Below are 25582 nucleotides of genomic sequence, written 5' to 3'. Positions count from 1 at the left end.
TTGACGCCCTTTCTACGGGCAGCGAATTCCACAGCGCTGCCACAGATTGCGTAATGTGGCAGTCTTGAAGTCGAATGCCATGATCGCCCGCTACACGTCTTATAGCGGGCGTCAGCAGGTCTGACGGCAATCTCGATAAGATTGCTCTCAACTCCCCAATATTCCTTCAGGCCTTCGAGAAAGCCCTTCCATGAATTCCATCAGGGGTGCATCCCTTTTTCTTGCACCATTGCCCAACTTGAGGCTAAGTTAAGGTAGGATTGAGCTGCAACTGGATAAAATGGCGGCTAAAACGCGTCATCACTTCATTATCTGAGAATATGAATTTTCCGGAGATTCAACAGAAAACCTTCCTGCTCATGCTGATTGCCGTTTCTCTGGCGTTCGGGTGGATACTGCTGCCATTCTACGGCGCGGTATTCTGGGGTTCTGTTCTGGCCATCATATTTACCCCGTTTTATCGCAGATTGCTGATCACCATGAACCAGAGGCGGAACCTGGCTGCATTCACCACCTTGCTGCTCTGCCTTATCATGGTGATTCTGCCGTTAACATTGATTACGGCTTCGCTGCTGCAAGAGGGGCTGGCTGTTTATCAGCGGATCCGCTCTGGTGAGCTGAATTTCGGCGCCTATTTGCAACAAGTCATGAGCGCCCTGCCAACATGGGTAGTCCATTTGATGGAACGTTCGGGAATAGGAAATATTTCAGAGTTGCGCGATGCGCTATCGAACAGCGTTTTGCAGGGAAGTCAGCGTATCGCGACAGAAGCGCTCAGTATCGGCCAGAATACGTTCGAGTTTATCATCAGTTTTATCATCATGTTATATCTGTTGTTCTTCCTGCTTCGCGACGGGGCTATTTTAACCGCCAAGATAAATCAGGCCATCCCGCTAAGCATGGAGCACAAGCACCACTTGTTCAGCAAATTTATCACCGCTGTTCGCGCCACTGTCAAAGGCAATATAGCCGTGGCGGCGGCACAAGGCATGCTGGGTGGATTGATATTCTATTTTCTTGATATACAGGGAGCGCTGCTCTGGGGATTCGTGATGGCCATCCTGTCTCTGTTACCAGCAATTGGCGCGGGATTGATATGGGGGCCTGTGGCGATTTATTTTCTGTTTACCGGAGCGGTCTGGCAGGGAGTAGTCCTCATTCTTTTCGGGGTGCTGGTAATCGGCTTGGTCGATAACATACTGCGGCCCATACTCGTCGGCAAGGATACCCAGATACCCGACTATGTGATACTCATCTCAACGCTCGGCGGCATGGTTCTTTTCGGGCTTAACGGCTTTGTTATTGGCCCGGTCATTGCAGCGCTATTCATCGCTGCCTGGGATCTCTTTTCTACGGCAAACGAAAACAACAGGAATTCGGGATCCTGATAATGCCTTATCCTCCGGCCTCGACCGTATCTGCCGCAAAGCTTACGGCCAGATCAAGGCGGTACAGTGGGTGCAAGGCGGGCAATACCGGGATTAAACCTGAATCCGGCAGTTAACCGCTCATTTTTGGGTTTACCCCGCCGTGATCCCAAAGGTTTGCGATACTTGAATTTTTACCTTGTGATGAGTTCGCTACTCCGTCCAACTGCCTGACTAGGTTAAAATTTCATCTGACGCCTGGCTCCCCAGGCAAAGAGGCGGTCCCCAAGCAGCCACCTGGCCACAACGGCTATCTTGGAATCAAAAGGCAGAGCATGCCGTACTGGGCGAACAATAGCCGTCAAAGCATCAAGTACGGATTGTGCAATGATGTCCGGCCCAGGCGCCTTGGGTTCGCCAGCCAGAAGCTTGTGCACACCCGCGAGAAGTTTTTGATAGGCAGATGGATGCGCGACCGTCTGAAGCAGCCGTAGCTGATTGGGAACGAATTCAGTTTTGATCAGGCCAGGTGCGATGAGCACGACGTCGATCCCGAACTCCATCACCTCTCCCCGCAAGGCATCAGTCAGTGCTTCCACAGCATGCTTCGAGGCCGCATACCAGCCAAAACCCGGAATGGATACCCTGCTCAACGCCGAAACAATATTGATGATGCATCCAGATTTCTGATCCCGCATGTATGGCAGAACCGCCTGCATGAATCGCGCGTAGCCAAAAACGTTAACCTCGAACTGACGGTGAGCGGCCTCCATCGAAACGCATTCTATAGCGCCCAGTTGGCAGAACGCAGCATTATTCACCAGCACATCAATTCTTCCCTTTGTTGAAATGATATGGTTTACCGTTGCTTGAATAGCTTCTTCATCCGTGACATCCAGCCTGATCGGCTCAATATGGTCGGAGCGTATCCGTTCCAACCTATGCATACGCCGGGCCGCTGCGAATACGTAATAGCCATTTCTTGCAAGAAGCTTGGCCGTGGCTCTTCCAATACCGCTGGATGCGCCTGTCACCAGTGCGATTTTCTGACTCATTTCTCCCTCCTTCATTTTTATTGCGTTATGTTTAGCTTCTCGCCCATCTCATACGCAAGCCGCGGCTTCGTGCGCGCTCTCCGATCATGTTTTCGATCAACTTCGGTAGATTCGCCACTTGCACCTTCGATTTGAGCCTCTGATACTACAGTCTGTTGTCTATAATTTTAGACAACAGCTACTCTGGTTATGGGAAACCGCATCCGGGCAATATCCAAATGGAGGAAAGCATGAAAACAACATTGATCACCGGCGCCAACCGTGGGATTGGTTTGGAGTTCTCCCGACAATATGCCGAGGACGGCTGGCGTGTATTGGCCTGCTGCCGTACTCCAGAGAAGGCAGATGCACTCAATATGCTGGCAACGAAATATCCTGACCGGGTCAGTGTATATATGCTGGATGTCGCTGACCATGACCAGATCGATGAACTGGCCCGTTCGCTATCCGGCGAATCCATTGATCTACTGATTAATAATGCCGGGGTTTATACCGATTCTCATGCCGGCACTTTCACTAATATTGATTATGAGGCATGGGTCCGCGCGTTCCTCGTCAATACCATGGCGCCGCTGAAGATGGTTCAGGCGTTTGCTTCCCATGTCGCTCGGGGAAGCCAGAAAACGATCGTGACGATCAGCAGCAAAATGGGCAGTATCTCGGAAAACACCAGCGGGGGCAGTTACATGTACCGATCCAGCAAGGCCGCAGTCAATATGGTCGTGAAAACACTATCCATCGACCTTAACCCAGCCGGCGTTATCGCAGTGGTTTTTCATCCAGGATGGGTAAAGACCGATATGGGTGGGCCGAACGCACTGATCTCCGCAGTGCAAAGCGTATCGGGAATGCGTCAGGTCATTAGCCGCCTGACCATGGGCGACTCGGGTAAATTCTTCGCCTATGATGGGCAGCTTGTGCCGTGGTAAATGCACGGCCCACTTTCATCGCGCACCCTGAGCGTTGCCGAGGGATCCAAAAAAGTGGGAGGGGGCGTTGGCGCCCTTGGAGCATCGCCCGAGCGGTATCAGAGCAGCTGAATGTCCGATCGCATTGGTTGGAGGCGCCTGCATCCGCTGCGAGGTGGCGCCCCGAAGCTTAGGGGCGAGGGTTCCCGCGAAGCGGGATGCCACGACCGTAACTTCATCATTCAAAACTGCTCACTCCAGGTTGTATCTTCCTGCGGAAGACACTGCTCCGTCCTGCGCGGTCGCCTATTCAACGATCACCGCAGTTCCACTCGCGGAGACCATAAGCATGCCATTTTCCTTACCCATGATCTCGTAATCGATATCAATACCGATCACGGCGTTTGCTCCCAGATCCACCGCCCGTTGCGTTAGCTCTTCAAGGGCAATCTCACGCGCACGTTGCAGTTCTCTCTCGTAGGTACCCGAACGGCCCCCCACCAGGTCCCGAATACCCGCAAACAAATCCTTGAACAAGTTGGCGCCGAGGATTGCTTCACCAGCGATGACTCCGCAATATTTGGTGATGCGTTTGCCCTCGATGCTTGGCGTTGTTGTAAGTTGCATTACGCTCCCCTCCGAATCCAGAATATATGCTTATCGGTTATTCATAAAAGATATTGCCAGGTGTTGCTTGAGATTCATGCCATCTATTCATTAAGGCGTTCCTCCTCTGGGCGGCCTTTTACGCAGCTTCTTCAGCCCCCATTTCCCGGGAGCGCCCTCCCGAGGTTTCGGCTGATCCGTGGGTGCGCCGGGTTTACGCCGATGGTTCTGCTCCGGAGCGTTGGCCCGGTTGACAGGAGTAAGCGTAATCTCGAGCTCATTGATTTCAGCCCATTGGGCTTCGGTACGCTGGCGCTCGGGAACTGCAAGAAGCTCCTGCAGGCGCTGATAAGATGAAGCCGATTGGGATTTTTCCATGATAATTAATGTGGTGCTTTACTGATAATTATTATCATTTATAATATGACAATAATAGTCTTCCGCTATTCATACCCGGAGAAAAAAATGCCGAGCCGCCGCTTGTACCATTATCTTACCGCAATGTTTTGTTGTGTCAGCCTATTTAGCGCCAACGCGGCACATGCGGAGCAAGTGGTTGTCTATTCGGCCCGGATCGAACAGCTCATAAAACCGATGTTCGACGCATTCACTAAAGATACGGGCATCGGCGTGAAATTCATTACCGATAAGGAGGGCGCATTGCTCGCTCGACTTAAAGCGGAAGGAAAAAACACCCCTGCCGATATGTTAATCACTTCAGATGCAGGCAACCTCTGGGAAGCTGCCCGGGAGGGGCTCCTGCAGCCGGTAGAATCCAAAATACTCGGAGCCAATATCCCCGCTTATCTGCGCGACCCGCAGAATCAGTGGTTCGGCCTGTCGGTGCGCGCGCGCACCATCATATATAATACGCAAAAAGTAAAACCTTCCGATCTTTCTACTTACGAAGCCCTGGCTGAGCCAAAATGGAAGGGGCGGCTGTGCCTGCGCACTTCCAAGAAAGTATACAATCAGTCTCTGGTGGCAATGATGATTGCCGAGCATGGCGAGGCCAAAACCGAACAAATCGTAAAAGGCTGGGTCGCCAATCTGGCCATCGACCCCCTATCCGATGAAACCAGGGCAATGGAATTTGTTGCTGCCGGGCAATGCGACGTTACCTTGGCTAACACTTATTATTACGGCCGCCTGATGGAGAAGAACCCTTCACTTCCGCTAGCAATTTTCTGGCCAAACCAGACGGGTACCGGAGTCCATGTAAACATCTCAGGGGCAGGAGTTACAAGATACGCGCATAACGTTCCGGCTGCAATTAAATTGCTGGAATTTCTGTCATCGGAAAAGGCGCAGAACCTGTTTGCCGATGTAAACATGGAGTATCCAGCCAATCCCAAAGTCAAACCGGACCCGCTGGTGGCTGCTTGGGGCTCTTTTAAAGAAAATCGTATCAATGTGACTACGGCAGGTGAACTGCAGGCAGAAGCGGTTAAATTGATGGATCGGGCCGGCTATCGGTAAGGCATAAAGGGTGAAAAGTGAGGCGATTAACTCCACGGGGGACAATACAAGCACCAGAAGTTATTTTTCCCGCTTATCGATCTATAAACAAAGCGGCTTACTGCGCTGGCGCCTGATCCCTATTCTGGTCGCGGCAGTCGTGCTGATTCCCGTCGGCACAGTCATCTCGTCATTCTTCTCTCCTGCCAGCGATGTCTGGCAACATCTTGTTGAGACAACGCTACCGGCCCTGCTGAGTAATACATTCTGGCTCGCTGTGGGAGTCGCCTGTGGTGTAACGCTGCTGGGGGTCAGCCTTGCGTGGTTCACCGCGGTATGTGAATTTCCCGGGCGCAAATTCTTTTCCTGGGCCTTGCTGCTGCCTCTTGCGATTCCCGCGTATGTCACTGCATTCGTTGCGCTAGGATTATTCGATTACATTGGTCCCGTTCAAACCATGCTCCGTGAATGGCTGGGACCGGACCTGTTCTGGTTTCCGAATGTACGCAGCAGAACGGGTGTTATCGTTGTTATGGTTCTGGCGTTTTATCCCTATGTCTATCTGCTGGCACGCAACGCATTTCTCACTCAGGGTAAGCGCTCACTGGAGGCCGCTCAATCCCTGGGCCTTAATCGTACACAAGGATTTTTCAAGCTGGCACTACCCATGGCGCGACCTTGGATTGCAGGCGGGCTGATGCTGGCGTTGATGGAAACGCTCGCGGATTTCGGTACGGTGGCAGTTTTCAACTATGACACATTCACCACCGCCATCTATAAAGCGTGGTTCGCCATGTTTTCATTATCTGCGGCCTCTCAGCTCGCGTCCCTGCTGATTGTGATCGTCTTTGCAATGATCCTCATTGAACAACAGCTTCGTTCACGTACGCGCTATGCAGAAATCAAACAGAGCGCACCCGGCGATCGTATTCCGCTCGCCGGCTGGCGCGCATGGTTGATCGCCGGTTTTGCCTCGGGCACACTTTTTTTTGCGTTCCTTTTACCGGTCACTCAACTGAGTATCTGGGCTGCGGATGTTTTTGCGCGCGATTTCGACCAGCGTTACCTGGAATTTCTCTGGCATTCATTGCTGGTATCCTTCCTTGCCGCACTACTTACCTGTTCCGTCGCTCTACTCCTGGTTTATGCAACGCGCCGGCAATCTGATAGGGTCACTCGCGCCGCCGTGCGTATCGCCACCATTGGTTATGCGCTGCCCGGGGCGGTTCTGGCGGTGGGAATCTTTATTCCGTTGGCATGGCTGGATAACTGGTTGAGTGAAGTGGTCATGCGATTGTTTCATATAGAAACGGGACTGCTGATCCAGGGCACGCTTGCTACGATGCTCATCGCCTATATGACGCGTTTTCTCGCCGTAAGCCACAGCCCCATAGATAGCGCAATGCAGCGTATAACCGGTAACATTGACGAGGCCGCCATGGGGCTCGGCCTGGGTGGGTGGTCGGTCCTGCGCCGTGTTCACTTGCCCATGCTGAAAGGCGGCCTGTTCACTGGCGCAACACTGGTGTTCGTGGATGTGATGAAAGAAATGCCCATTACGCTGATGACCCGGCCTTTCGGATGGGATACGCTGGCGGTGAGAATTTTTGAAATGACTTCGGAAGGACAATGGGAGCAGGCTGCGCTGCCCGCGGTTGCCCTGGTGCTGGCAGGGCTGCTCCCCATCGTACTCTTCATGCGGCAAACCGATAGATAGGTTGAGCAAAACCTGAACAGCTGCATGAATACACTGCTTGATCTCAGGAATATCCGGCATGCCTACGGCCGGCAAACCGTGGTGAACGATTTATCGCTCACGCTAAAAAAGGGTGAGATCGGTTGCCTGCTGGGCCCGAGCGGCTGCGGCAAGACAACTGTGCTACGTTGCATTGCCGGGTTTGAATCTATCTCGGCTGGCGAGATTTCCCTCAAGGGGACGGTAGTAAGCAACGCAAGCGTGTGTTTACCGCCCGAACAGCGGCACATCGGCATGGTATTTCAAGATTATGCATTGTTTCCCCATCTGACTGTCGCCGCGAATGTCGGCTTCGGCTTGCATCGCATGCGGAAAACCGAGCGTGAGACGCGCGTTGCCGAAATGCTGCAAACCGTAGGCCTCGCCGAGGCGGCAAAGAAGTACCCCCATGAGCTTTCCGGGGGTCAGCAACAACGCGTGGCGCTAGCGCGCGCGCTGGCCCCACGCCCCGATTTACTATTACTGGACGAACCTTTCTCCAATCTGGATGTGAGCCTGCGGGAACGCTTGAGCCTGGAAGTGCGGGATATTCTCAAGAGTCAGAACGCTACGGCGATTTTAGTTACCCACGATCAGGACGAGGCTTTTGCAATCGCGGACGAGATCGGCGTCATGCATCATGGCGAAATACAGCAGTGGGACACGGCTTACAATCTCTACCACCAGCCCACCAACCGGTTTGTCGCAAACTTCATCGGCCAAGGAGTTTTTCTTCCCGGCAGGATGCTCGATCCGCAACATGTCGAAATAGAACTGGGAGTCCTCACAGGGACCACACCGCACGAATGTACTCCGGGATACTGCCTTTTATGTAGCCCCGGATCCCCCGTGGAGGTACTTATAAGACCGGATGACATCGTGCATGACGACGCCAGCCCCTTATGGGCAGTGATTTTGCACAAGGCGTTCCGAGGTGCCGACATTTTATATACATTACGCCTGCCCGGCGGTGCAACTGCCCTGTCACTGGTGCCCAGCCATCATAATCACGCAATAGGGGAGAAAATAGGCATCAAGCTTGAGGTTGACCATGTCGTAGCGTTCAGCCAACCTACATCATAATGATAAATTCAAACTTCAGGTCCCTGTTTGTTTAAAAGTACGAAGGGCAATAGGCATGAGGAATGAATTCAATAAACGTTATCTTCACCGCAAACTCGAATTCCTGGCTGCGTAAATCTCCTTCGCCAACTCCAACACTGACATTGCATAATTCACACTGCGGTTATAGCGGGTAATGACAAAGAAATTGTTGAACCCCAGCCAATACTCATTCCCGCCATTGTTTTCCAGCTCGATCAATGTAGCATGAGGGTTGCCAGGCATACTCACCCGCGAAGCGATACCCAATGTTCTCAAGTCGGCTACGGTATAGGTCGGCCAGTTTCCGGTGAAGAGTGCTGCACGGTAATTTTCACTGTTAACCAGGGCGGGAACCGCCACCGCTTCTCCCATTTGCCAGCCATGGCTTTTTAGATAGTTCGCAACACTGCCTATCGCATCCGTTGTGCTGCCGGATAAATCGATTCTGCCGTCGTTATCGTAGTCCACGGCATAGCGCCGGTAGCTGCTGGGCATGAATTGCGGAATACCGATAGCACCAGCATAAGATCCTTTTATATTCAGTACATCCGCATTTTGATCCTTGCCCAACAGCAGGTATTGCTCCAGTTCACCACGAAAAAATTGGGCTCGCTTGGGGTAGTCGAAAGCCAGCGTGGTCAATGCATCCAAAACGCGGTGTTTGCCGGCCTGCGCGCCATAAAGTGTTTCCACGCCGATTACTGCCGTGATGATTTCTTCGGGAATGCCAAACTCCCTGCGCGCGCGCTCCAGCGTTTCGGCATGACTATTCCAGAACGCGACGCCCCCGGCAATACGCCTCGGGTTGACGAATAGCGTACGAAACTCGTACCACGGCCTTGAAGTAGCCGGCTGCGAAATGGCATTGAGAATCGCCGGCTGAAACTGTGCCATGACGAGAATGCTTTCAAGCTCGGCTTGGTTGAACCCGTGCCGATTCACCATCTCGCCGATAAATGCCTCGATCTCCGGCCGCAGTTGCGCTGCGGCAGGCGTCGCGGCAGCCCCCATGCACCCGGCGAGTGCAACAAGTCCGAATGTGTATCTCAGCAGATGCATGGCTTTCCGAATAATATTGTGCGGAATAGACGCCCCAGCTCACTGTTGTAAACGGGACAAACGGCCGCCACTATATGGAATTTACAAGTTGAGATAGCGATTCTCCTATTTTCGTACCTCATCCTCCCACTCCCGCCATCCTCTTAAAAGAGGGAAATAGAGTCCCCGCTTTACCGGTTTATTGTCAACCCTGTGCATAAGCTCGGCGTAGCGGTCGAGCTGGGCACGGTAGCGCTCCTGCTCACGGCTGAGAAAGCCTTCCAGGTCGGCGCCTTCATGGCTGCTGGTCTTGTAGTCCACAACCCAGCGCTGGCCATGTGCATCACAAAATGTCCGGTCGATGACGAGATCCCGCGGCTGGCCATCGATGACTGCTGTCATGCACAACTCGTTGCAAGCATCCTGTTGCGATCCCAACAGCCATCGCCCGCGTGTATCGCTCACCGCGTGGGTGAGGGCAGTTATGATGCGGTCGGCAGCCACATCCGTTTCCCTGTTATATTTATACATGCCGCCCGCCATCAACTGGTGCCTGACAGTATCGCGCAAATCCTGAATCCGCGCCGTATTCCATGTTTCCAGCCCATCCTCGGCGATACACCGCAACCAGCGGTGTACTATATTCCCAATATGGCGCGCCCTTTCGCCGGCCCATGAATATTCGATATCGCCTCGCGTCGAACTCGCAGGCTGCTGAGCCTTCCACTTTGTGGCTGGCGGCGCGGCCGGCAAGGCCCAACCCGAGACCAGACGGCGCAATGATTGGTCAATCGGATACTCACCCGTCCGGCCTGACTCTTTGCCCGTAGGACTATGCGGAACAGGCGATGGTTGCGAAGAAACCGCCTGCACCGCCGCTTTTTCATAGATGGGTTGAACCGCGGGCCAAATTTTGCTCAGTAAGGATTTTCTGGCGGGCGGCCTCAGCTCATGCTCGCCATCGCGGCTGTAAAATACGCTTGTGCTCCCGAGCAAGTGTAACCGTTTTCTAGCGCGCGTTGCCGCGACATAGAGCAGGCGCTCGTCCTCCAGGCGCTCTTTTTCATTATCCATTTTCTCCAGCCAGGCGTAGATACGGTCTCCGTCGGCGCCCGTTTCCTGTATCGGCGCAAGCAATAAATCATTACCGCAGCTTGCTTCACTTGGAGACGACCGCGCGCGCAAGCGCTCCATCCACATGAACAGCTTTTTATCGTTGCTGCGGGATGAACGACCAAGACCGGGCAGGATGACATAATCGAATTCCAAACCTTTGGCTTTGTGTATGGTCATGATCTGCAATCGACCGTCAGCCTTCAGGTCCGGTAATGCGTAAAGCTTGGTGAGGCCTTCTTCCACCGCGCGAATGCCGGCGTTGCCTGCATCCTCGTGCGCTTCAAGGTGATCGAGATAGGCTGCCGCATCTTCAAGGTCTGCCAAACCATCCACGCAAGCGGGTCCTCCCAGCGCGAGCCAAGCCGCCTCGACTGTCTCCCGCAGCGATTGCCGGTAGCGATTGTCCAGGCAGACCCTCAGCTCTTCCCGTACGCGCCGCAGCCGGGCTTGGCCATCGGTGGAGATGGTCGCAATGCGTGAAGCATCGTTTAGCACTTCCCAGATCGTTTGATCTCTTGTGCCAGATCCCGTCGGCTCGGTATCGCCGGACATTCCGCTTTGATCCATGGGAACGGGTGCGGGTGTCGAAACCAACGCATGGATGTCTGCCAGTGTAAGACCGCACCACGGGGCGCGCAACAACGCAAGCCAGGCCAACCGGTCTCCCGGATGGGTCAGCGCACGCGTCAGGGCAAGCAAATCCTGGACAACTGGCCGGAACGCCAATCCCTCAATATCAATCGCGCGAAACTTCAGCCCGGCATTCCTGAGCCGTGGCGCGATTTCACGGAGATGGCTGCGGTTGCGCACCAGAATAGCCATCGTCGCGGATGGATCATTTTTTTGTGCTTGCAGGGCGATCTCTACCACTCTCGTCGCCTCGGCGGTGTGATCATCGTCGAAAAAAGGGTGCACGCCGACTGCCGCGCCATCAAGCAGGCCATGCATTGAGGCGGACGGTATGTATGGGGTTGCGCCCAGAGCGATGTCCTCCTGCTTCGGCATGATGCGTGCAAAAGTGATATTGACCCAATCCACGATACCGCGCTGGGACCGGAAATTAGCCGAAAGAGAAATCGGGTGCAAAGTAATATCCCCGATTCCCGCAGCGCGGGCACGCAGGAAAAGGCCCACCTCGGCTTCGCGAAAACCATAGATGGACTGCATGGGGTCGCCGACTATCAGCATACTGCGGCCGTCTCCCGCCTCCCACCCTGAGGTAAGTCTGGTGACAAGTTCGTACTGACTGATCGATGTGTCCTGAAACTCGTCTATTAATAGATGGCGAATGCGATAGTCGAGCGCGAGCGCAAGATCGGTGGGCATCTCAGGCTCACCGAGCGAGCGCAGGGCGCCTTGCGAGACCTCGGTAAAATCCACCTTGCTACGAACCTGGAATACGAGTCTGAGCTGGGCGACGGCGCGCGGCAGCAGCCGCATGATCGAGCCGAGCACTTCCCACTGTTTTTCGGTGTAACAGGAGGGCGGCAGAAGCCGAACATCATGCAGCGCCCGACATAAAGTATTGCCATTTTCGTGCGCCGCCAACGATGAAACAAGTGTGCATGCTCTCTCTTTCCATTCCTTCGCAATGTCTTTCCGTCCCTTTGTGACGGTAGGAAAGCCATCGTTTATCGTGTGCTGTTTGCGCCAGGCGCCGTCTCTTGTGAGCAATAGCTCGGCGATCGCATACCAGCAGGCGTAATCCTGCTCCTCATCGCGAGGCAATACGCAAAGCCCGCCGAACTGCTCATAGTTCATTGCAATCGAGTTTCTGCCGCTTGCAGCCAAATTGCAGGCGGCATATCGCATAAGCTGAACCAATTCATCCTGCATCGACTCAGGATGAAGTTGAAAAAGGCTGCGCAGGTGCCTGAGCGCATCCTGCCGCGTATTTCTCAGTGCGGCTTCCAGCTCATCACGGTCCCTTCCATGAATATGGCGCAGCCAGTGGTCGCGTCGCGCCAGCATTTCAGCAAGCAGTGATTCGACGCGGGCCATGTCATTGTCGAGATGTTCCAGTAAGCACTCGATATCCCTCATGACAACTTCGTTGCTGTCCACCAGATGGATAACTGTGCGCGCCGCTTCTCGATACAGATCGGACGCATCCTCTAGGGTCTCCGGTTGGCAGCCAAATTCCGACAAGATGGGCATCTGGCGGCTCAGCGAGGCGCATAACGAATCAAAGGTCTGAATGCGTAGGCGCGCCGGATTTTCGGCCAACCGCCAGCCGGCCTCCGCGTCGCGCCGAACCGCCGCATCAGCCAGCTCGCGAGTGAGTTTTTGGTGCTCAGTTTCAGGCAAGGTCAATGGATCAAGCTTGCTGCCCGCCTGAGCCAATGCTCCGATCACCCGTTCACGCATCTCCCCGGCGGCTTTTCGGGTGAAGGTTATCGCAATAATCTCTTCGGGCTCATTGACGCATGTAAGCAGTTTGAGATAACGCTGGATCAAAAGCCCGGTCTTGCCGGATCCAGCAGGGGCCTGAACAATAAAGGAATGACTGGGATCAAGCGCACGGCGGCGCTCGGCAAGGTCCGGCGTATCCGTCATACTTGAAATAGGCGAAAGTTTATTCATTCATCATCGCTCTCGATAAATCTATCCCCCCTGTCCCCCGTTCGCTCATCAATACGGCAAAAGGATCTCAAATCGCAGTTGCGACATGTGTGAGGGTATTTCTTGGGATCAACCCTGGCGTCGCCGCTGGCGAAACTGGCTGCGATATCGGCAATATTCGTATGCCAGGCCTTAATCAGTTCTTCCCATGAGCGAAATTGATCACCCATACGCGGTCCGGGAAATGCAGGCACCCCGGGCAACAGATCGCTGTCGCGCGCAAGGGTTACAAATCGCATGTCCCCCATCCTGACCTGCGCAAATACAATGGCTGCAGCATCCGGTTCGCTGGTGACAAGATACAGAGGCAGTTGCGGTTCCTCCGGTCGCTCATCGAGCAGGGAGCGCGCCACCGGCGCCCTGGATTTGTAATCGATAATAATGCGGCGCCCGTCAGCGAGCTCGTCTACTCGATCCAGGCGTGCCGTCAGGACAAGCCCGCCGATTTCAACGCTGCGTTTATCTTCAATGGCTACTACCTCGAATCTACCGCGCTTTCGATCTTCGTTAAGCCATTCTCGCGCCGATCGCATCAGGCGGCGCTGTTCGATTTCCGCAAAACGACCAGACATCGCGACCGGACGATCTCGGCGTAGGCGGGCGATCGCTTCCTTCGCTGCGCGCATGAGCAGCGCTTCAAGATCGTCATCGCTAATAGTATCGAGCGCATCTTTGGTTTTGAGCTGGCTCCACGTCAGCGCGAGTACATGATGTATGAGCGTGCCCCGCTCTGCCGCATCCAGTCCGGCGGATGGCGATTCCGGACTCTCCGCACCCAACCTGTGCAGTGCCAATGCACGGAATTGGCAAGCGGCGTGATCTTTTATTACCGCCACGCCCCCACGGACGCGCCCACCCATTTTTGCCGCATTACTCCCGCGCGGACTATCCGCTCCGTTCGTTTCGCCGGCGGCGGGCGCAACGGGTGCCACAATCAGCGCCGGGGCTTTATCGTCGCTTACTCGCTCAAGCCTGCGGACTTGGTGGATCAAGTCCCGGTAATCCGGATAATCAGGCAGCACAAGCTCTGCAGTAGTCACAATGGCAATATCCAGAATCAGCGGGCTGAGCGAAAGCGTACGCGCCTCACGGTCGTCGCTGTACCGCGAATGGCTTAAAACAACCTCATCCGCCGTAGAAAGCCATGTGGCGGTAAGCCGATGCGCGAGCTCGAGCGAGGCGGCTGCAGAGCCCTGCGGAAACCCAGCTGATTGCTGCAGCTCGACCGGAAGGAAAGGATTCGGCCGTGGCTGGGGCGGCCATGCCTCATCAGATAAACCCATTACCCAGAGGTGATCGAACGCCATCCCGCTGGATTCCAAAACGCCGAGTATCTGTATCGGAACATCCGGTGTCTCAGGCTGAAACATCACCTGCGCAACCATATGGCGCAGCCGAACCAGAGCTTCGCTGTAGCGAATATGAGCGAGGACGGAATCAAGTGCGGCAAAATCAGCCAGAATTTCCTGCCACTTTTTCAAAGTCTGATATTCAGACGAATCCAGATCGCGCTCGCCGGGAAAACCGAGAGTCCGCAACGCTTCGGAGATTTCGCGGGCCAATGTTGACGGTTTATGCAAACCGGCTAATTTCGCTTTGACGTGCTCGGAAAAATTGAATAGCCCTTGTACCAGGATGGGGCAGCCTGCCGCGGAATCTTCACGCTCGATCAGGATCAGCAGCCATTCAAGTGTAATCGTAGACTCGGCACGCTTGCGCAACCGCATATCCAGCCGCGCACGGTCCATGATTTCAGTCTCGCCGCCGCTGAGGAACGGTGATCGAAGTAAATGACTTGCTCGCTCGAACTCAATTTCTCCTGAACCGAGTTCGAGCATCAGGAGTGCGGCGCTTACAAGAGGATACGAATCCAAAGTCATACCGAGCGACACGTTGAATGGGAACGTGTGCTCGGCTCGGCTCGACAGTGAATGCTGGCGATCCGGATTCATTACGGAATCAAAGATCCGTATGATCTTGTTATGGTATTTGGAAAACTCCGGGACCACCACGCCTATGCGCGCCGAGCCATTGGCCTCGAGCCGCGCCCTAGCCCATACCGCCGCGCAGCGGATCTCATCAACACTATTGTCATGTACAAGGCGACGCGCATTAAAATTGTGCAGCTGAAGCTGCGACCGAGGCTGTGCCATCATGACTTCACAATCCGCCTCTTGAAGCTTGCTCAGCAATGTCGCCTGCTGGGGTGTAACGATATCGAAACCATAGCAAACCAGCCGTTTCGGCTTATGGAATTTCAGGTGTCCGCACAATTCGCATATCAGGTTGTAAAGGCGCGCCCGGTCAATCTGGCCAGCGCGACCGGTCATCTCCTCGTAGCATTGTGACCAGTCCCGGAATGCCTTCGTGTCTTCATTCAGTATAAAACCCTTGAGCCGCGGAATGAGATGCCAGGCATGGGCAAGCTGCCAGGCTTCGCGAGCAAGCAGCGCCGCCTCCGCAACAGCAAGCAGAACTGCGCCCTTCTCCGAATAGTTGATGGCGCTTTCCCACAACACCTGTTCCTGAGCGGATTCAAGAAGCGCAGGCAACCCGCGTGCCTCCCCGGAATACAGCACATCTTCGTAAATACGTTCGACAAAAGCGGAAATTGGAAGAATATCAGCCGAATCCCAGATAGTGATACCTCGGATGGCCTGGGTGCGGTCGAACTCGCTTTTAAGCATTCTCGCGAGCCGGCGGGTGGGTGTAACCACCGTCACGCCGGCCTGCGGGCCGGCGGCAAGGTCGACAAAAATCTCGGAGAGAGAAGTTTGTGGGAAATTCAGATTGGAGGACATGCGGCGGCAAGCTACCGCTGCGTATCAGCGTTCTAGTTTATCCAGCTTTTCAGTTACCTTCGCCCAGTCATCGGCATCGGGCGGCGCTTCTTTTTTCTCAATGATAGGTTTCCAGGCCTTTGACAATTCAGCGTTGAGTGCGGTGAAATGCTGCTGTTCCACCGGCACATCATCTTCCGAGAAAATTGCCTCTACCGGGCACTCAGCGACACAAAGGGTACAATCTATGCATTCGTCCGGATCAATCACCAGAAAGTTGGGTCCCTCGCGAAAGCAATCCACCGGGCATACGTCTACGCAATCAGTGTACTTGCACTTGATACAGGCTTCAGTTACTACATAAGTCATGACGGATCCTTGCTGAGCTCTTGGAGAATTCGCGATTTTACCAGAAATTATTAGGGGCACCATAACTCTATAACCCGCGACGCGCTTATCATCACGGGCCTTTTATCCTTCCAAACGAGTCTACAGATAGAGTCGACAGGCAACGCCTCAGTTCCCGTTGAACTGGCAACTGATATGTGAGCGGCAGGAGTTGAGCGAAGTAAAGTCAAACGGGGATCGGGGGGCCTTTTTTCCGGAGAGCCGTGATTTATGATGAGCCCTCTTTCAGGGTTCCCCCTTTCGCCTTGATCTCCAGCGAAACCAGCAGCTCGTCCATTGTTACCGGCCACTCCAGCTTCAATGTAACCGCCTGCATGATTTTCTCGAAGCCGGCCTCCGACTGTGATACGGAATAATAGGGTTGGGCGCGCAATGACGCGGGAGATGAAACTTTAAGCTCAACACTTCCCTGCAGCTCATCGTCATCCAGCGCAATATCAACTACATCACGCAATTCGAGCAGTTGACCGAACCCGCCTGGGATTCCGCCTCGATAAACATAACGTCCGCTCCAGCCATCACAACTGGGCATGGCGAGATTGATTTCCGTACTGAACACACCCTCCACGTCCGCCGCGAACCGGTATGAGACCTGCAAGCGACTGTCCACCAGATCGAAACTCTTCGATATCTGCAACGAAAACACTTCCGCATGACAGTATGGGCCACTGGCGGTGAATGGTTCATGCCGGTAGTCCACCGTATCGCCATTCAAGCGATCTATAAACAATCCTCGCGCATCACCGTCCACCTCCATATCTTCCACATCTATCTTATGCTTGAAGCTGATTCGCTCATGCGCTGAAGCGATACCGGTGCCGCTATGTCCGCTGCTTTCGCTGTGACGAATTTTATGATAATAATGTTCAGTCTGGCGCCGTAAGGTATCACCAAAATTATGGTTCAGCAGATAAGAATCGAACTCGCAGATACCTCCATCCCCGTCCAGCTTCAGTACCGCCTGAATCAACCCGTTCTGCAGATACATTTCATCCGTGCCGTCGAGATCAGTGTCTTCGATAAAGCGGGCCGCACGCGGTGCGCATGCGTCCAGCATTGCTTCCAGCTCGACGATTGCTTTATATATCGCCCGCCTCAGATGGGGTAGATATAGCCCCCCGAACAGGCCATGCCAATACGCATCATTGGCTTGCGACTCGTAGAGTTTCTCTTTCATCCTGCTGGTGTGCTGGCTGACCGGCAGCGAGTCGAGCCGCGCCGAAAGGCCCAGCATGCGTTTATGCATCCAGTTGGATTCGGGATATCGGGAAAAAAAATTCTTCCAGATACCGCCGCGCAGAAACGCCTTGTGGGACTCATACCAACCTGCCGATTTTGCCTGCCGTACCAGATCGGCATAAATATGGGCGGGCTGGGCGGGCAATGTCCACTCGTTCATTTCGATATAGGAAGTGGTTGGCAAATACACCACGCCACGGGTTTTTTCAATGGAATGATAATCACGGTAGTGTTGAGTGCGAATCATGGACGAACTCAGGATTCCCTGGATGAATTGATCGAGCCATCCTCTTTCATAGACCCACTGGTAGGTTTCCGGCCAAATGCCAAATTTTTCGATATCGTCGAAGTAGATCGCCGCATTCCGGCCGCCGGCCACGTTGCTTTTGGCGAAGGACTCGATATAGGCCACTACTTCATCCGCTGGAGAGAACGGCAGTCTGTAACGCAGAGTTTCTGAAATTGGAAACAGATCCAGTACGCGTCCATCCTCTTCGGTCGTGAAATAACCATCCAGTTCTGCTGCAGTTTTACCTGCGCAAAGAAAGTGATAATCGTCCACGATTACATAGCGAATACCACAATCAGCCAGCGCGGGCACAACGGTTGCCTCCCAGACGCGCTCCGTCAGCCAGGCACCTTGCGGACGCTGCCCCAGCTCCATCTCCAGCTTATCCGAGAAAGTCTGGATCTGACCAATACGATCGCGGTTCGGAATGGCTGCCAGTACAGGCTCGGTCTCACCCGCGCCAAATAGCTCGACTTGTCCGCGAGCAACCATTTCGCGCAACAGCAACATGTCCTCAGGATAATGATGCAGCAAATAATCCAATAGCCAGCCGGAAATATGCAATGCAAAGCAGAACTTCGGGTAGCGATAAACTACTTGCAGGAAGGGCTTGTAGCAACGAAGGTGGGCATCGGCCAATACCTCGGGGAAATTGCCAACAGGCTGATGAGCATGAACGCCGAAAAGCAGAGAGACGGGTTGAGACATGGACCTATTCTCCAGAAAAAGCTTCGGCCAAATTTACGCGGGCGCCCTATTCATAGGGCGCCCGCAGCCGGGTTGTCCGTATTACCGGCCGTCTCTGAGTTTGCACCAGCTATAATGATGTTCTCAACAGATTAATGAGCACCGCCTCTTCCGGTGATTTCACGAGGCACGACGCATGGCGCCGCCCGATTCAGGAGTACCGCCGACACCCTGGCTGATGGGTTCCCTTACCGATACCGGTACGGGCAGCTTCAACAGACAGTAAAGATTAGCCAGATTGGCGCGGAACAATTTGTCAAAACTTTCCACCACATGGGGCGGGTTGTAATCCCCTAACCACCAGAACCAGTCAGAACTTTCGCAAGAAGCAAGTTGCCGTTCCGCTTTAGCCTTTTCATCCTCCGTCAGGCGCCCGCTCTGCATAACCAGATCGTAACTATGCTTGGCTGCACATAGCAGATCCCAAGCCTGGTTTTTTTCCTTGTCCCCGATCCAGGTCGAAAATGTTCCATAAACCCAGCTGCCTGCGGCCAAAACCGGGAGCACGGTGGCTTCAGCCTCTGCGGATGCAATATAGTCACGATAGGTCGTGGTGCGGATTACAGGGTGATTTTCGAGTATCTCATAGAGATCATTTAGAAAATAATAGCCGTTGTAGGGATAATATTCCCAGGCATTTTCACCGTCGAGTATTACGCTTACCACCGGGCTCTCTCTGGGTAGTGCGTTGTGACCGATGTCTTCCAAAGAGTGTACCAAATGCTCGGCGGCATCCCGTCCAAACCATTTCGAATACTCGAAACCAATCATGTCGGAAAGTCTCTCATCGCGAAAAAAACAAATGACATTGTTTGATTTGCCCGCTACCCGATAAGCTCGATAGAGATAACGGCCTCGTTCCGGCAGGGGTTCGGCTGGGTACGATTCGCGTAGACTGTTGGCCAAAACCACCTCGCCACTCGCGCTCCATTGGCAATCCTGTTCCGCCAGAATTTCAAGAAACGGTGCCGATACAGCGCCCTCTGCGGGCCATACGCCACAAGGCCTTGCACCAAAGCGCCGTGAATGGGTCGCAATGGCCGAGGCTAACTGAGATGCGACCCGGCTTTTCCCTCCAGGGTAGGCTGCTTCGGTCGGCAGGTTAACGCCCGGCATACTGTCGCGCGCAGAAGAAAAGTCTATCAGCAGCGGCGCCAAAGGATGATAGTGGGGCGTAGTGGACAATTCGATTTGCCCGGACTCGGCGAGCTTCCGATAGCGCGGGATCAACCCCTGTATCAGCTCCCCGATCAGATTCAATAGCTGGGTTCGGTCGGCATGGCTGAAACGCGCACCTTGCGTCATCAACCGTACGACTGTCTCATTGTTTCTCCGCACACTCTCTCCGGTCCACGCAAGGTGATACCATACGAGCAAGTCCGACAGATATTGACCCGAGAGATACACCAGCTCAGCTTCACTACGCTCCCTTAATCTTTCGTGCATGTCGTGCAGACGCTTGTACGCGGGGTAGGGTTGCATCATTGTCGTATGGTTACTGCGAAAACAGCTATCAAAGATTCTTACACGATCGCCTATGGATATCTGTTCCAGATCCGGCGTGCCCAGCAGACGCAGGAGCGGATCCCGCAGCTGGCCGGAGGCGAACTGCGCGGCATAGTCCTCAAGCTGATCCAGCAATACCGGCACGAAATTGACAACCGCCTTCATGGAAGGATGTGATTCCAAGTGATACACCATGTCGGTGTAATCCTTGATAGCGTGCAAATATACCCATGGGAGCATAAATTCGCCGGTTTCGTAATTGCGATAATCCGGCTGATGCATGTGCCACAGCAAAACTAATTGTAATGGTTGCATTTCTTTCCAGATCTAATAAAACTGTGCTCTCTCATCTGACATAATGTATTTTTTGGCCCAGCATTTCCGGAGTAATCAGGGTGATCCCATTTTCGGTAACGTAAAATCGCTTACGGTCTTCCAGCGGGTCAAATCCAGCCCTCATTCCGGGGGGGATGACGCAGTTCTTGTCCACCACCACCCGCCTCAGGCGCACGTTTCTGCCGACATCGACATTGGGCAATATAACGGAGTCCTCTATATTGCTGTAGCTGCGCACCTGCACGTTGGAAAATAATAGTGAGCGGCGTACCGTTGAACCGCTAATAATGCAACCGCCCGAAACCATGGAATCCAGCGCCTGGCCGCGACGATCGTCGTCGTCAAAAACGAATTTTGCCGGGGGTAATTGCTCCTGGTGAGTCCATATGGGCCAATCCTCATCGTACAAGTTCAGGTCCGGTGTGATGTGAGTGAGATCAAGGTTTGCCTCCCAATAGGCGTCGACTGTGCCCACGTCCCGCCAGTACGGTACGCCAGAGGCCATATTGACGCAACTGTCCATAAAGCGATGAGCAAATATCCGACGACGTGGTACCAGATACGGAATCAGATCCTTACCAAAATCATGGGATGAATCCGGCTCATCATGGTCGCGGATCACTTGTTCGAAAAGAAACTGCGCGTTGAATACGTAAATACCCATGCTGGCAAGGGCGTGCCCGGGCTGACCGGGGATAGGAGCCGGATTCGCTGGTTTCTCGGCAAAACTGGTGATACGCCAGTCAGCATCGACACTCATGACACCGAACCCGCCCGCCGACTGCAGCGGCACGTCGATGCACGCAATTGTCATATCCGCCGATTTCTCCACATGATCGGCCAGCAGCTTGCTATAGTCCATTTTGTAAACGTGATCGCCGCCCAGGATTACCACATAATTCGGATTATGGGAGCGAAGAATGTCCAGGTTCTGGAACACGGCATCGGTGGTTCCCTGGTACCAGGTTTCCTCAATGCGCTGTTGGGCGGGCAGCAGCTCGACAAATTCATGAAAGCGGCCGTCGAGAAAGCCCCATCCGTGCTGTATATGGCTGATTAAACTTTGTGATTTGTACTGGGTTGCCACGCCGATACGCCGGATTCCGGAATTGACGCAGTTGGAAAGGGCAAAATCGATAATGCGGAACTTGCCCCCGAACGGCACGGCGGGCTTGGCGCGCCAATCGGTAAGTTGCCGCAGCCGGCTGCCACGCCCGCCAGCCAGTATGAACGCAATCGAATTACGCGTAGTCTGGCTGTGAAAACGTATATCCGCCTCTTGTTTCATGAGCAGCCACCCGTACATAACATTGACAGAACTCCTGAATAAATCTCCGCGTCGTGCTTCATCAATGGCCCAGCTGGCAGCTGGGCTTGAAAAATCAGGGGCTTAATCAGAGGCATATCTGTTCCTCACCTCATGCACAGGCTATAATTCATCCCATGCAATCGAATCCCTCAAGATATGCCCTGATCGTCAAAGTCAACCCAGCCCTGGAAGCGCTCCTTGCAGCACGACTGCATGATCCCTTTAGTTATCTGGGTGCTCACATGGAGCAGGATTATATCCTTATACGGGTATTCTACCCTCATGCGATGAATGTATGGATCAGTATAGCAGGCAATTTCGAGCTGATGGCAAGGGTGCATCCATGCGGAGTTTTTGAATGGCGTGGCCCCATTTCGCCGGTCATGCCCTACCTGTTGCGCGTGGAGAATGACAGCAATACGCCGGAAGCACATATATATGAGACCTACGACGCGTACGCATTCCTGCCCCGCGTTTCCCATTATGACCTGTACCTGTTCAACGAAGGCAGATTATGGCAGGCGTATCGCACTCTTGGCTCCCACGCCAGGGAAATCGATGGTATCGCCGGGGTTCTTTTTGCAGTGTGGGCACCCAATGCTGAGCGCGTCAGCGTGGTGGGGGATTTTAACCGCTGGGATGGGCGCATACATCCGATGACGGTTCATGGCTTCAGCGGGGTATGGGAATTGTTCATTCCCGGCTTGCCGCCGGGTTCGCTCTATAAATATGAAATACTCAACCGCAGCAGTGGCGAGCTCCTTCTTAAAACAGATCCTTATGCCGGATATTATGAGCTGCGTCCCAACACCGCCGCTTGTACGCCTGCTGCCAGCCAGCCAGGCTGGCACGATGCCGGGTGGATGGCAAACCGTGCGATATCCGATTGGTTGCACGCTCCGCTGAATATTTACGAGGTTCATGCAGGGTCGTGGAAGCGTAATCCGGACGGAAGTTTCCTTTCATATCGCGAACTTGCCGGGCATCTGATCCCGTACGTACGCGAGATGGGTTACACCCATATAGAATTGTTACCCGTTTCGGAGCACCCGCTCGATGAATCCTGGGGTTATCAGACCACCGGGTATTTTGCCCCCACCAGTCGCTTTGGCTCCCCGGACGATCTGAAATTTTTTGTTAATGCCTGCCATCGGGCAGGGCTTGGCGTCATTCTCGACTGGGTTCCGGCGCATTTTCCAACCGATGCATTCGCCTTGACCCGGTTTGATGGCACAGCGCTGTATGAACATGAAGATCCGCGTATGGGATTCCATCAGGACTGGGGCACGCACATCTTTAATTTTGGGCGTAATGAGGTAAAAAGCTTTCTACTGTCGAGCGCCCATTACTGGTTATCAGAATTCCATATTGATGGGTTGCGGGTGGATGCCGTCGCATCCATGCTCTACCTGGATTATTCGCGCAAGCCGGGAGAATGGATACCCAATAGATTTGGAGGTCGGGAAAATCTGGAAGCGATGGATTTCCTGCGCGAACTGAATATCATGGTGCACCAGGAATTTCCTGGCGCATTGACTCTGGCTGAGGAATCCACTGCGTGGCCAGCTGTATCTCGCCCCGCTTATGTCGGCGGCTTGGGGTTTTCGATGAAATGGAACATGGGCTGGATGAACGACACCTTATCGTATATGAGAAACGATCCTGTTCATCGGCGGTTTCATCATGAGCAGCTTACCTTTGGTCAATTGTACGCATACAGCGAAAATTTCGTGCTGCCGTTCTCTCATGATGAAGTTGTCCACGGGAAGGGCTCATTGTTAGGCAAAATGCCGGGCGACGCGTGGCAGCGATTCGCAAATCTGCGTCTGTTATTTTCTTATCAGATGACCTACCCCGGCAAAAAGCTGAATTTCATGGGTAATGAATCCGCGCAACAGCAGGAATGGAATTCCGGCGGGGAACTGGACTGGGAACAGTTCAAATCCCCGCAACACCTCGGCGTAAAAAGGTTGTCGCGGGATCTCAATCACCTGTACAGCAGTATCCCGGCATTGCATCAACTCGACTTTTTACCAGAAGGCTTTACATGGATAGACTGCCACGACGCTGATAATTCCGTGATCAGTTATCTCCGCCATGCCTGCAATGGCTCATTCGTGCTGGTCATTCTGAATTTTACGCCCGTGCCGCGGAGAGAATACCGTATCGGTGTTCCGGCCGGGGGAACGTATCACGAAATATTTAACAGCGACTCTTCATACTACGGCGGCAGCAATCTGGGTAATATGGGACGTATCGACGCTACGTCCGAGCCATGGATGGGGTGGCCGCATTCTATTGTCATCACGCTCCCGCCCCTGACGGGAATTATTCTCTCGCTTGAAAGCTCGCGCGGCGTTGTGGTGCTGACGGATGAGGTGTGAAGGCACTGGTAAGGCAGTTCCCTCATACATAAAAATAGAAAACGGATTCATTGATGCCGCTCGGTTCTACCCATCCCGGCCTTCGGGTGCTATTTATCACGCCAGAAATTCATCCCCTGAATAAAACGGGCGGCCTAGGTGACGTAAGCGCGGCGTTACCTGCGGCGTTACGCGAATTGTGTGTGGACGTGCGGGTACTGATCCCTGGCTATCCTCAAGTACTAGCGGGGCTAAAATACAAGCGCAAGATAGCTGAATTTTCCGCCCGGCCTCCGTTTCCTTCAGCTGCACTGTTGTCGGCAAAGCTGCCACTGGGAGGATCCGCGGACCTTCCCTTACTTATCATCGATTGTCCGTCCTTTTACTGCCGAGATGGAGGTCCCTATTCGGACGCATCCGGGCGCAACTGGCCGGACAATGCCTTGCGTTTCGGGCTTCTATCCAAGATCGGGGCGATTCTTGCAAGTGACGCCAGTCCCATTGCCTGGCGTCCCCGAATCGCCCACTGCAATGATTGGCAAAGCGGCCTGCTGCCCGCGTATCTTCACTTTCATGCAGGGCAAAAAGCAACTTCATTGATGACGATACACAATCTCGCTTTCCAGGGTGTTTTTCCTCCCGATACCGCGACTCAACTGGGACTGCCCGCCGCAAGCATGAATATGAATGGCGTGGAGTATTACGGCGGAATGTCCTTCCTCAAGGCCGGGCTGTATTATTCAGACCACATCTCTACCGTGAGCCCGACCTACGCCCGGGAAATTCAGACTGCACCGCTGGGTTTTGGTATGCAGGGTTTGCTGGCTTCACGCCGCGAAGACATCAGCGGCATTCTTAATGGCATCGCCACTGATGAATGGGATCCCGCTACTGATCCATATCTCGCGCGGAAGTATTCGATTACTAATCTGGCTGCCAAATCCGCTAATAAAAAAGCGCTGCAGAAATTGCTGGGGTTGACTATAGATCCTCAAATCCCGTTGTTTGCTGCTATAAGCCGTATCACATACCAAAAAGGTTACGACCTGCTGCTGCAAGTAGCAAAAGAGCTCACGGAAATACCAGCCCAACTGGCGATCCTGGGCAATGGAGAGATAATACTGGAACGTGAATTGACCGCGCTGGCAAGAAATAACGGCGGAAAGATCGCCGTATGTATCGGCTTCAATGAAAAACTCGCGCACCTGATCGAAGCCGGAGCCGACAGCTTTATCATGCCTTCGCGCTTTGAACCGTGCGGCCTGAATCAGATGTACAGCCAACGCTATGGCACGCCTCCGCTCGTGCACGCCACGGGTGGCCTGGTTGATACGGTCGTCGATTGCACACCCGCAACCTTGGCTGTCGGAAGCGCCAGTGGTTTTCTGTTCCGCGATATGACGGCGGAGAGTTTCCTTAACGGAATACAGCGCGTCGTCGCTGCCTACAACGATAAATCCGTCTGGCGCCGCTTGAAGAAAAATGGCATGACCAAGGATTTCAGTTGGCGCTCCAGCGCCGCCGATTACCGTAAAATTTATTTGTCTCTGTTATCTTGACGGGCCGCGCGCCATTCGATGGTGAAGTTTTCCAGCT

Annotated in this window: 17 protein-coding genes; 7 read left to right on the top strand and 10 right to left on the bottom strand. The window is 53.8% G+C overall.

All coding sequences use genetic code 11. The features are described 5' to 3' along the window. Positions 1–320 precede the first annotated feature (320 nt). Positions 321–1388: an AI-2E family transporter gene (locus BMX00_RS02335; protein WP_090826658.1), complete on the top strand. Its 1068-nt coding sequence runs from the start codon at positions 321–323 to the stop codon at positions 1386–1388. Positions 1389–1606: 218 nt separating this feature from the next. On the opposite strand, the gene BMX00_RS02330 is transcribed toward BMX00_RS02335, so the two are convergent. Further along, complete coding sequence (locus BMX00_RS02330; RefSeq protein WP_090826889.1) at positions 1607–2422, bottom strand: SDR family NAD(P)-dependent oxidoreductase; 816 nt, start codon at positions 2420–2422, stop codon at positions 1607–1609. A gap of 230 nt (positions 2423–2652) precedes the next feature. On the opposite strand from BMX00_RS02330, the gene BMX00_RS02325 reads away from it, so the two are divergent. Continuing rightward, the gene (locus tag BMX00_RS02325; RefSeq protein ID WP_090826656.1) at positions 2653–3351 is read left to right on the top strand and encodes an SDR family oxidoreductase; all 699 of its coding nucleotides are present in this window, start codon (positions 2653–2655) and stop codon (positions 3349–3351) included. Between the two features lie 285 nt (positions 3352–3636). On the opposite strand, the gene BMX00_RS02315 is transcribed toward BMX00_RS02325, so the two are convergent. Together BMX00_RS02315 and BMX00_RS02310 are read right to left on the bottom strand one after the other, a co-directional pair. Continuing rightward, complete coding sequence (locus BMX00_RS02315; protein WP_090826652.1) at positions 3637–3957, bottom strand: heavy metal-binding domain-containing protein; 321 nt, start codon at positions 3955–3957, stop codon at positions 3637–3639. Positions 3958–4047: 90 nt separating this feature from the next. Continuing rightward, positions 4048–4314 carry a hypothetical protein gene (locus BMX00_RS02310; protein WP_090826650.1) on the bottom strand — a complete coding sequence of 89 codons (267 nt, stop codon included), beginning with the start codon at positions 4312–4314 and terminating at the stop codon, positions 4048–4050. 87 nt (positions 4315–4401) lie between these two features. Here BMX00_RS02310 and BMX00_RS02305 point away from each other — a divergent pair, with 87 nt between their 5' ends. From BMX00_RS02305 to BMX00_RS02295, 3 genes are read left to right on the top strand one after another with little or no spacing between them, the layout of a single operon-like run. After that, a complete protein-coding gene (locus BMX00_RS02305; protein WP_090826648.1) occupies positions 4402–5415 on the top strand; it encodes a Fe(3+) ABC transporter substrate-binding protein in 1014 nt (337 codons plus the stop codon). Positions 5416–5425: 10 nt separating this feature from the next. After that, on the top strand, positions 5426–7111 hold the full coding sequence (locus BMX00_RS02300) for an ABC transporter permease (RefSeq protein WP_090826646.1): 1686 nt from the start codon (positions 5426–5428) through the stop codon (positions 7109–7111). Between the two features lie 24 nt (positions 7112–7135). Continuing rightward, the gene (locus BMX00_RS02295) at positions 7136–8212 is read left to right on the top strand and encodes an ABC transporter ATP-binding protein (protein WP_090826645.1); all 1077 of its coding nucleotides are present in this window, start codon (positions 7136–7138) and stop codon (positions 8210–8212) included. An 84-nt stretch (positions 8213–8296) separates the two neighbouring features. Here the strand turns inward: BMX00_RS02295 and mltB are convergent, their stop codons facing one another. The 7 genes from mltB to glgC all read right to left on the bottom strand — a co-directional run bounded on the left by mltB (position 8297) and on the right by glgC (position 21602). Next, positions 8297–9292, bottom strand: a complete 996-nt coding sequence (gene mltB / locus BMX00_RS02290; protein ID WP_090826642.1) for a lytic murein transglycosylase B — start codon at positions 9290–9292, stop codon at positions 8297–8299. A gap of 105 nt (positions 9293–9397) precedes the next feature. Next, positions 9398–12970 carry a UvrD-helicase domain-containing protein gene (locus BMX00_RS02285; RefSeq protein ID WP_177171738.1) on the bottom strand — a complete coding sequence of 1191 codons (3573 nt, stop codon included), beginning with the start codon at positions 12968–12970 and terminating at the stop codon, positions 9398–9400. Beyond that, positions 12967–15810, bottom strand: coding sequence for a PD-(D/E)XK nuclease family protein (locus BMX00_RS02280; protein ID WP_090826640.1), 2844 nt, complete (start codon positions 15808–15810; stop codon positions 12967–12969). The genes BMX00_RS02285 and BMX00_RS02280 overlap by 4 nt, the downstream gene beginning before the upstream one ends. 24 nt (positions 15811–15834) lie before the next feature. Next, a complete protein-coding gene (fdxA, locus tag BMX00_RS02275; protein WP_090826638.1) occupies positions 15835–16158 on the bottom strand; it encodes a ferredoxin FdxA in 324 nt (107 codons plus the stop codon). Positions 16159–16405: 247 nt separating this feature from the next. Continuing rightward, a complete protein-coding gene (locus tag BMX00_RS02270) occupies positions 16406–18433 on the bottom strand; it encodes an alpha-amylase/4-alpha-glucanotransferase domain-containing protein (RefSeq protein WP_090826636.1) in 2028 nt (675 codons plus the stop codon). Positions 18434–18592: 159 nt separating this feature from the next. Then, on the bottom strand, positions 18593–20293 hold the full coding sequence (locus BMX00_RS02265) for a glycoside hydrolase family 57 protein (protein ID WP_090826633.1): 1701 nt from the start codon (positions 20291–20293) through the stop codon (positions 18593–18595). Positions 20294–20324: 31 nt separating this feature from the next. Continuing rightward, positions 20325–21602: a glucose-1-phosphate adenylyltransferase gene (glgC, locus tag BMX00_RS02260; RefSeq protein ID WP_090826885.1), complete on the bottom strand. Its 1278-nt coding sequence runs from the start codon at positions 21600–21602 to the stop codon at positions 20325–20327. A gap of 155 nt (positions 21603–21757) precedes the next feature. On the opposite strand from glgC, the gene glgB reads away from it, so the two are divergent. Both glgB and glgA read left to right on the top strand, forming a co-directional pair. Then, a complete protein-coding gene (glgB, locus tag BMX00_RS02255; protein WP_090826883.1) occupies positions 21758–24007 on the top strand; it encodes a 1,4-alpha-glucan branching protein GlgB in 2250 nt (749 codons plus the stop codon). A 53-nt stretch (positions 24008–24060) separates the two neighbouring features. Further along, positions 24061–25545, top strand: a complete 1485-nt coding sequence (glgA, locus tag BMX00_RS02250; protein WP_090826631.1) for a glycogen synthase GlgA — start codon at positions 24061–24063, stop codon at positions 25543–25545. Positions 25546–25582: the final 37 nt, after the last annotated feature.

This window comes from Nitrosovibrio tenuis, assembly GCF_900109785.1.
In the GTDB taxonomy this organism is placed as follows: domain Bacteria; phylum Pseudomonadota; class Gammaproteobacteria; order Burkholderiales; family Nitrosomonadaceae; genus Nitrosospira; species Nitrosospira tenuis_A.
The sequence above is the reverse complement of the archived record's forward strand: the minus strand, read 5'-3'. Positions and strand labels throughout refer to the sequence as shown.

Coding starts and splice junctions, on each gene's coding strand:
- BMX00_RS02335 (WP_090826658.1), top strand. CDS start 321: ATGAATTTTCCGGAGATTCAACAGAAAACCTTCCTGCTCATGCTGATT.
- BMX00_RS02330 (WP_090826889.1), bottom strand. CDS start 2,422: ATGAGTCAGAAAATCGCACTGGTGACAGGCGCATCCAGCGGTATTGGA.
- BMX00_RS02325 (WP_090826656.1), top strand. CDS start 2,653: ATGAAAACAACATTGATCACCGGCGCCAACCGTGGGATTGGTTTGGAG.
- BMX00_RS02315 (WP_090826652.1), bottom strand. CDS start 3,957: ATGCAACTTACAACAACGCCAAGCATCGAGGGCAAACGCATCACCAAA.
- BMX00_RS02310 (WP_090826650.1), bottom strand. CDS start 4,314: ATGGAAAAATCCCAATCGGCTTCATCTTATCAGCGCCTGCAGGAGCTT.
- BMX00_RS02305 (WP_090826648.1), top strand. CDS start 4,402: ATGCCGAGCCGCCGCTTGTACCATTATCTTACCGCAATGTTTTGTTGT.
- BMX00_RS02295 (WP_090826645.1), top strand. CDS start 7,136: ATGAATACACTGCTTGATCTCAGGAATATCCGGCATGCCTACGGCCGG.
- mltB (WP_090826642.1), bottom strand. CDS start 9,292: ATGCATCTGCTGAGATACACATTCGGACTTGTTGCACTCGCCGGGTGC.
- BMX00_RS02285 (WP_177171738.1), bottom strand. CDS start 12,970: ATGAATAAACTTTCGCCTATTTCAAGTATGACGGATACGCCGGACCTT.
- BMX00_RS02280 (WP_090826640.1), bottom strand. CDS start 15,810: ATGTCCTCCAATCTGAATTTCCCACAAACTTCTCTCTCCGAGATTTTT.
- fdxA (WP_090826638.1), bottom strand. CDS start 16,158: ATGACTTATGTAGTAACTGAAGCCTGTATCAAGTGCAAGTACACTGAT.
- BMX00_RS02270 (WP_090826636.1), bottom strand. CDS start 18,433: ATGTCTCAACCCGTCTCTCTGCTTTTCGGCGTTCATGCTCATCAGCCT.
- BMX00_RS02265 (WP_090826633.1), bottom strand. CDS start 20,293: ATGCAACCATTACAATTAGTTTTGCTGTGGCACATGCATCAGCCGGAT.
- glgC (WP_090826885.1), bottom strand. CDS start 21,602: ATGAAACAAGAGGCGGATATACGTTTTCACAGCCAGACTACGCGTAAT.
- glgB (WP_090826883.1), top strand. CDS start 21,758: ATGCAATCGAATCCCTCAAGATATGCCCTGATCGTCAAAGTCAACCCA.
- glgA (WP_090826631.1), top strand. CDS start 24,061: ATGCCGCTCGGTTCTACCCATCCCGGCCTTCGGGTGCTATTTATCACG.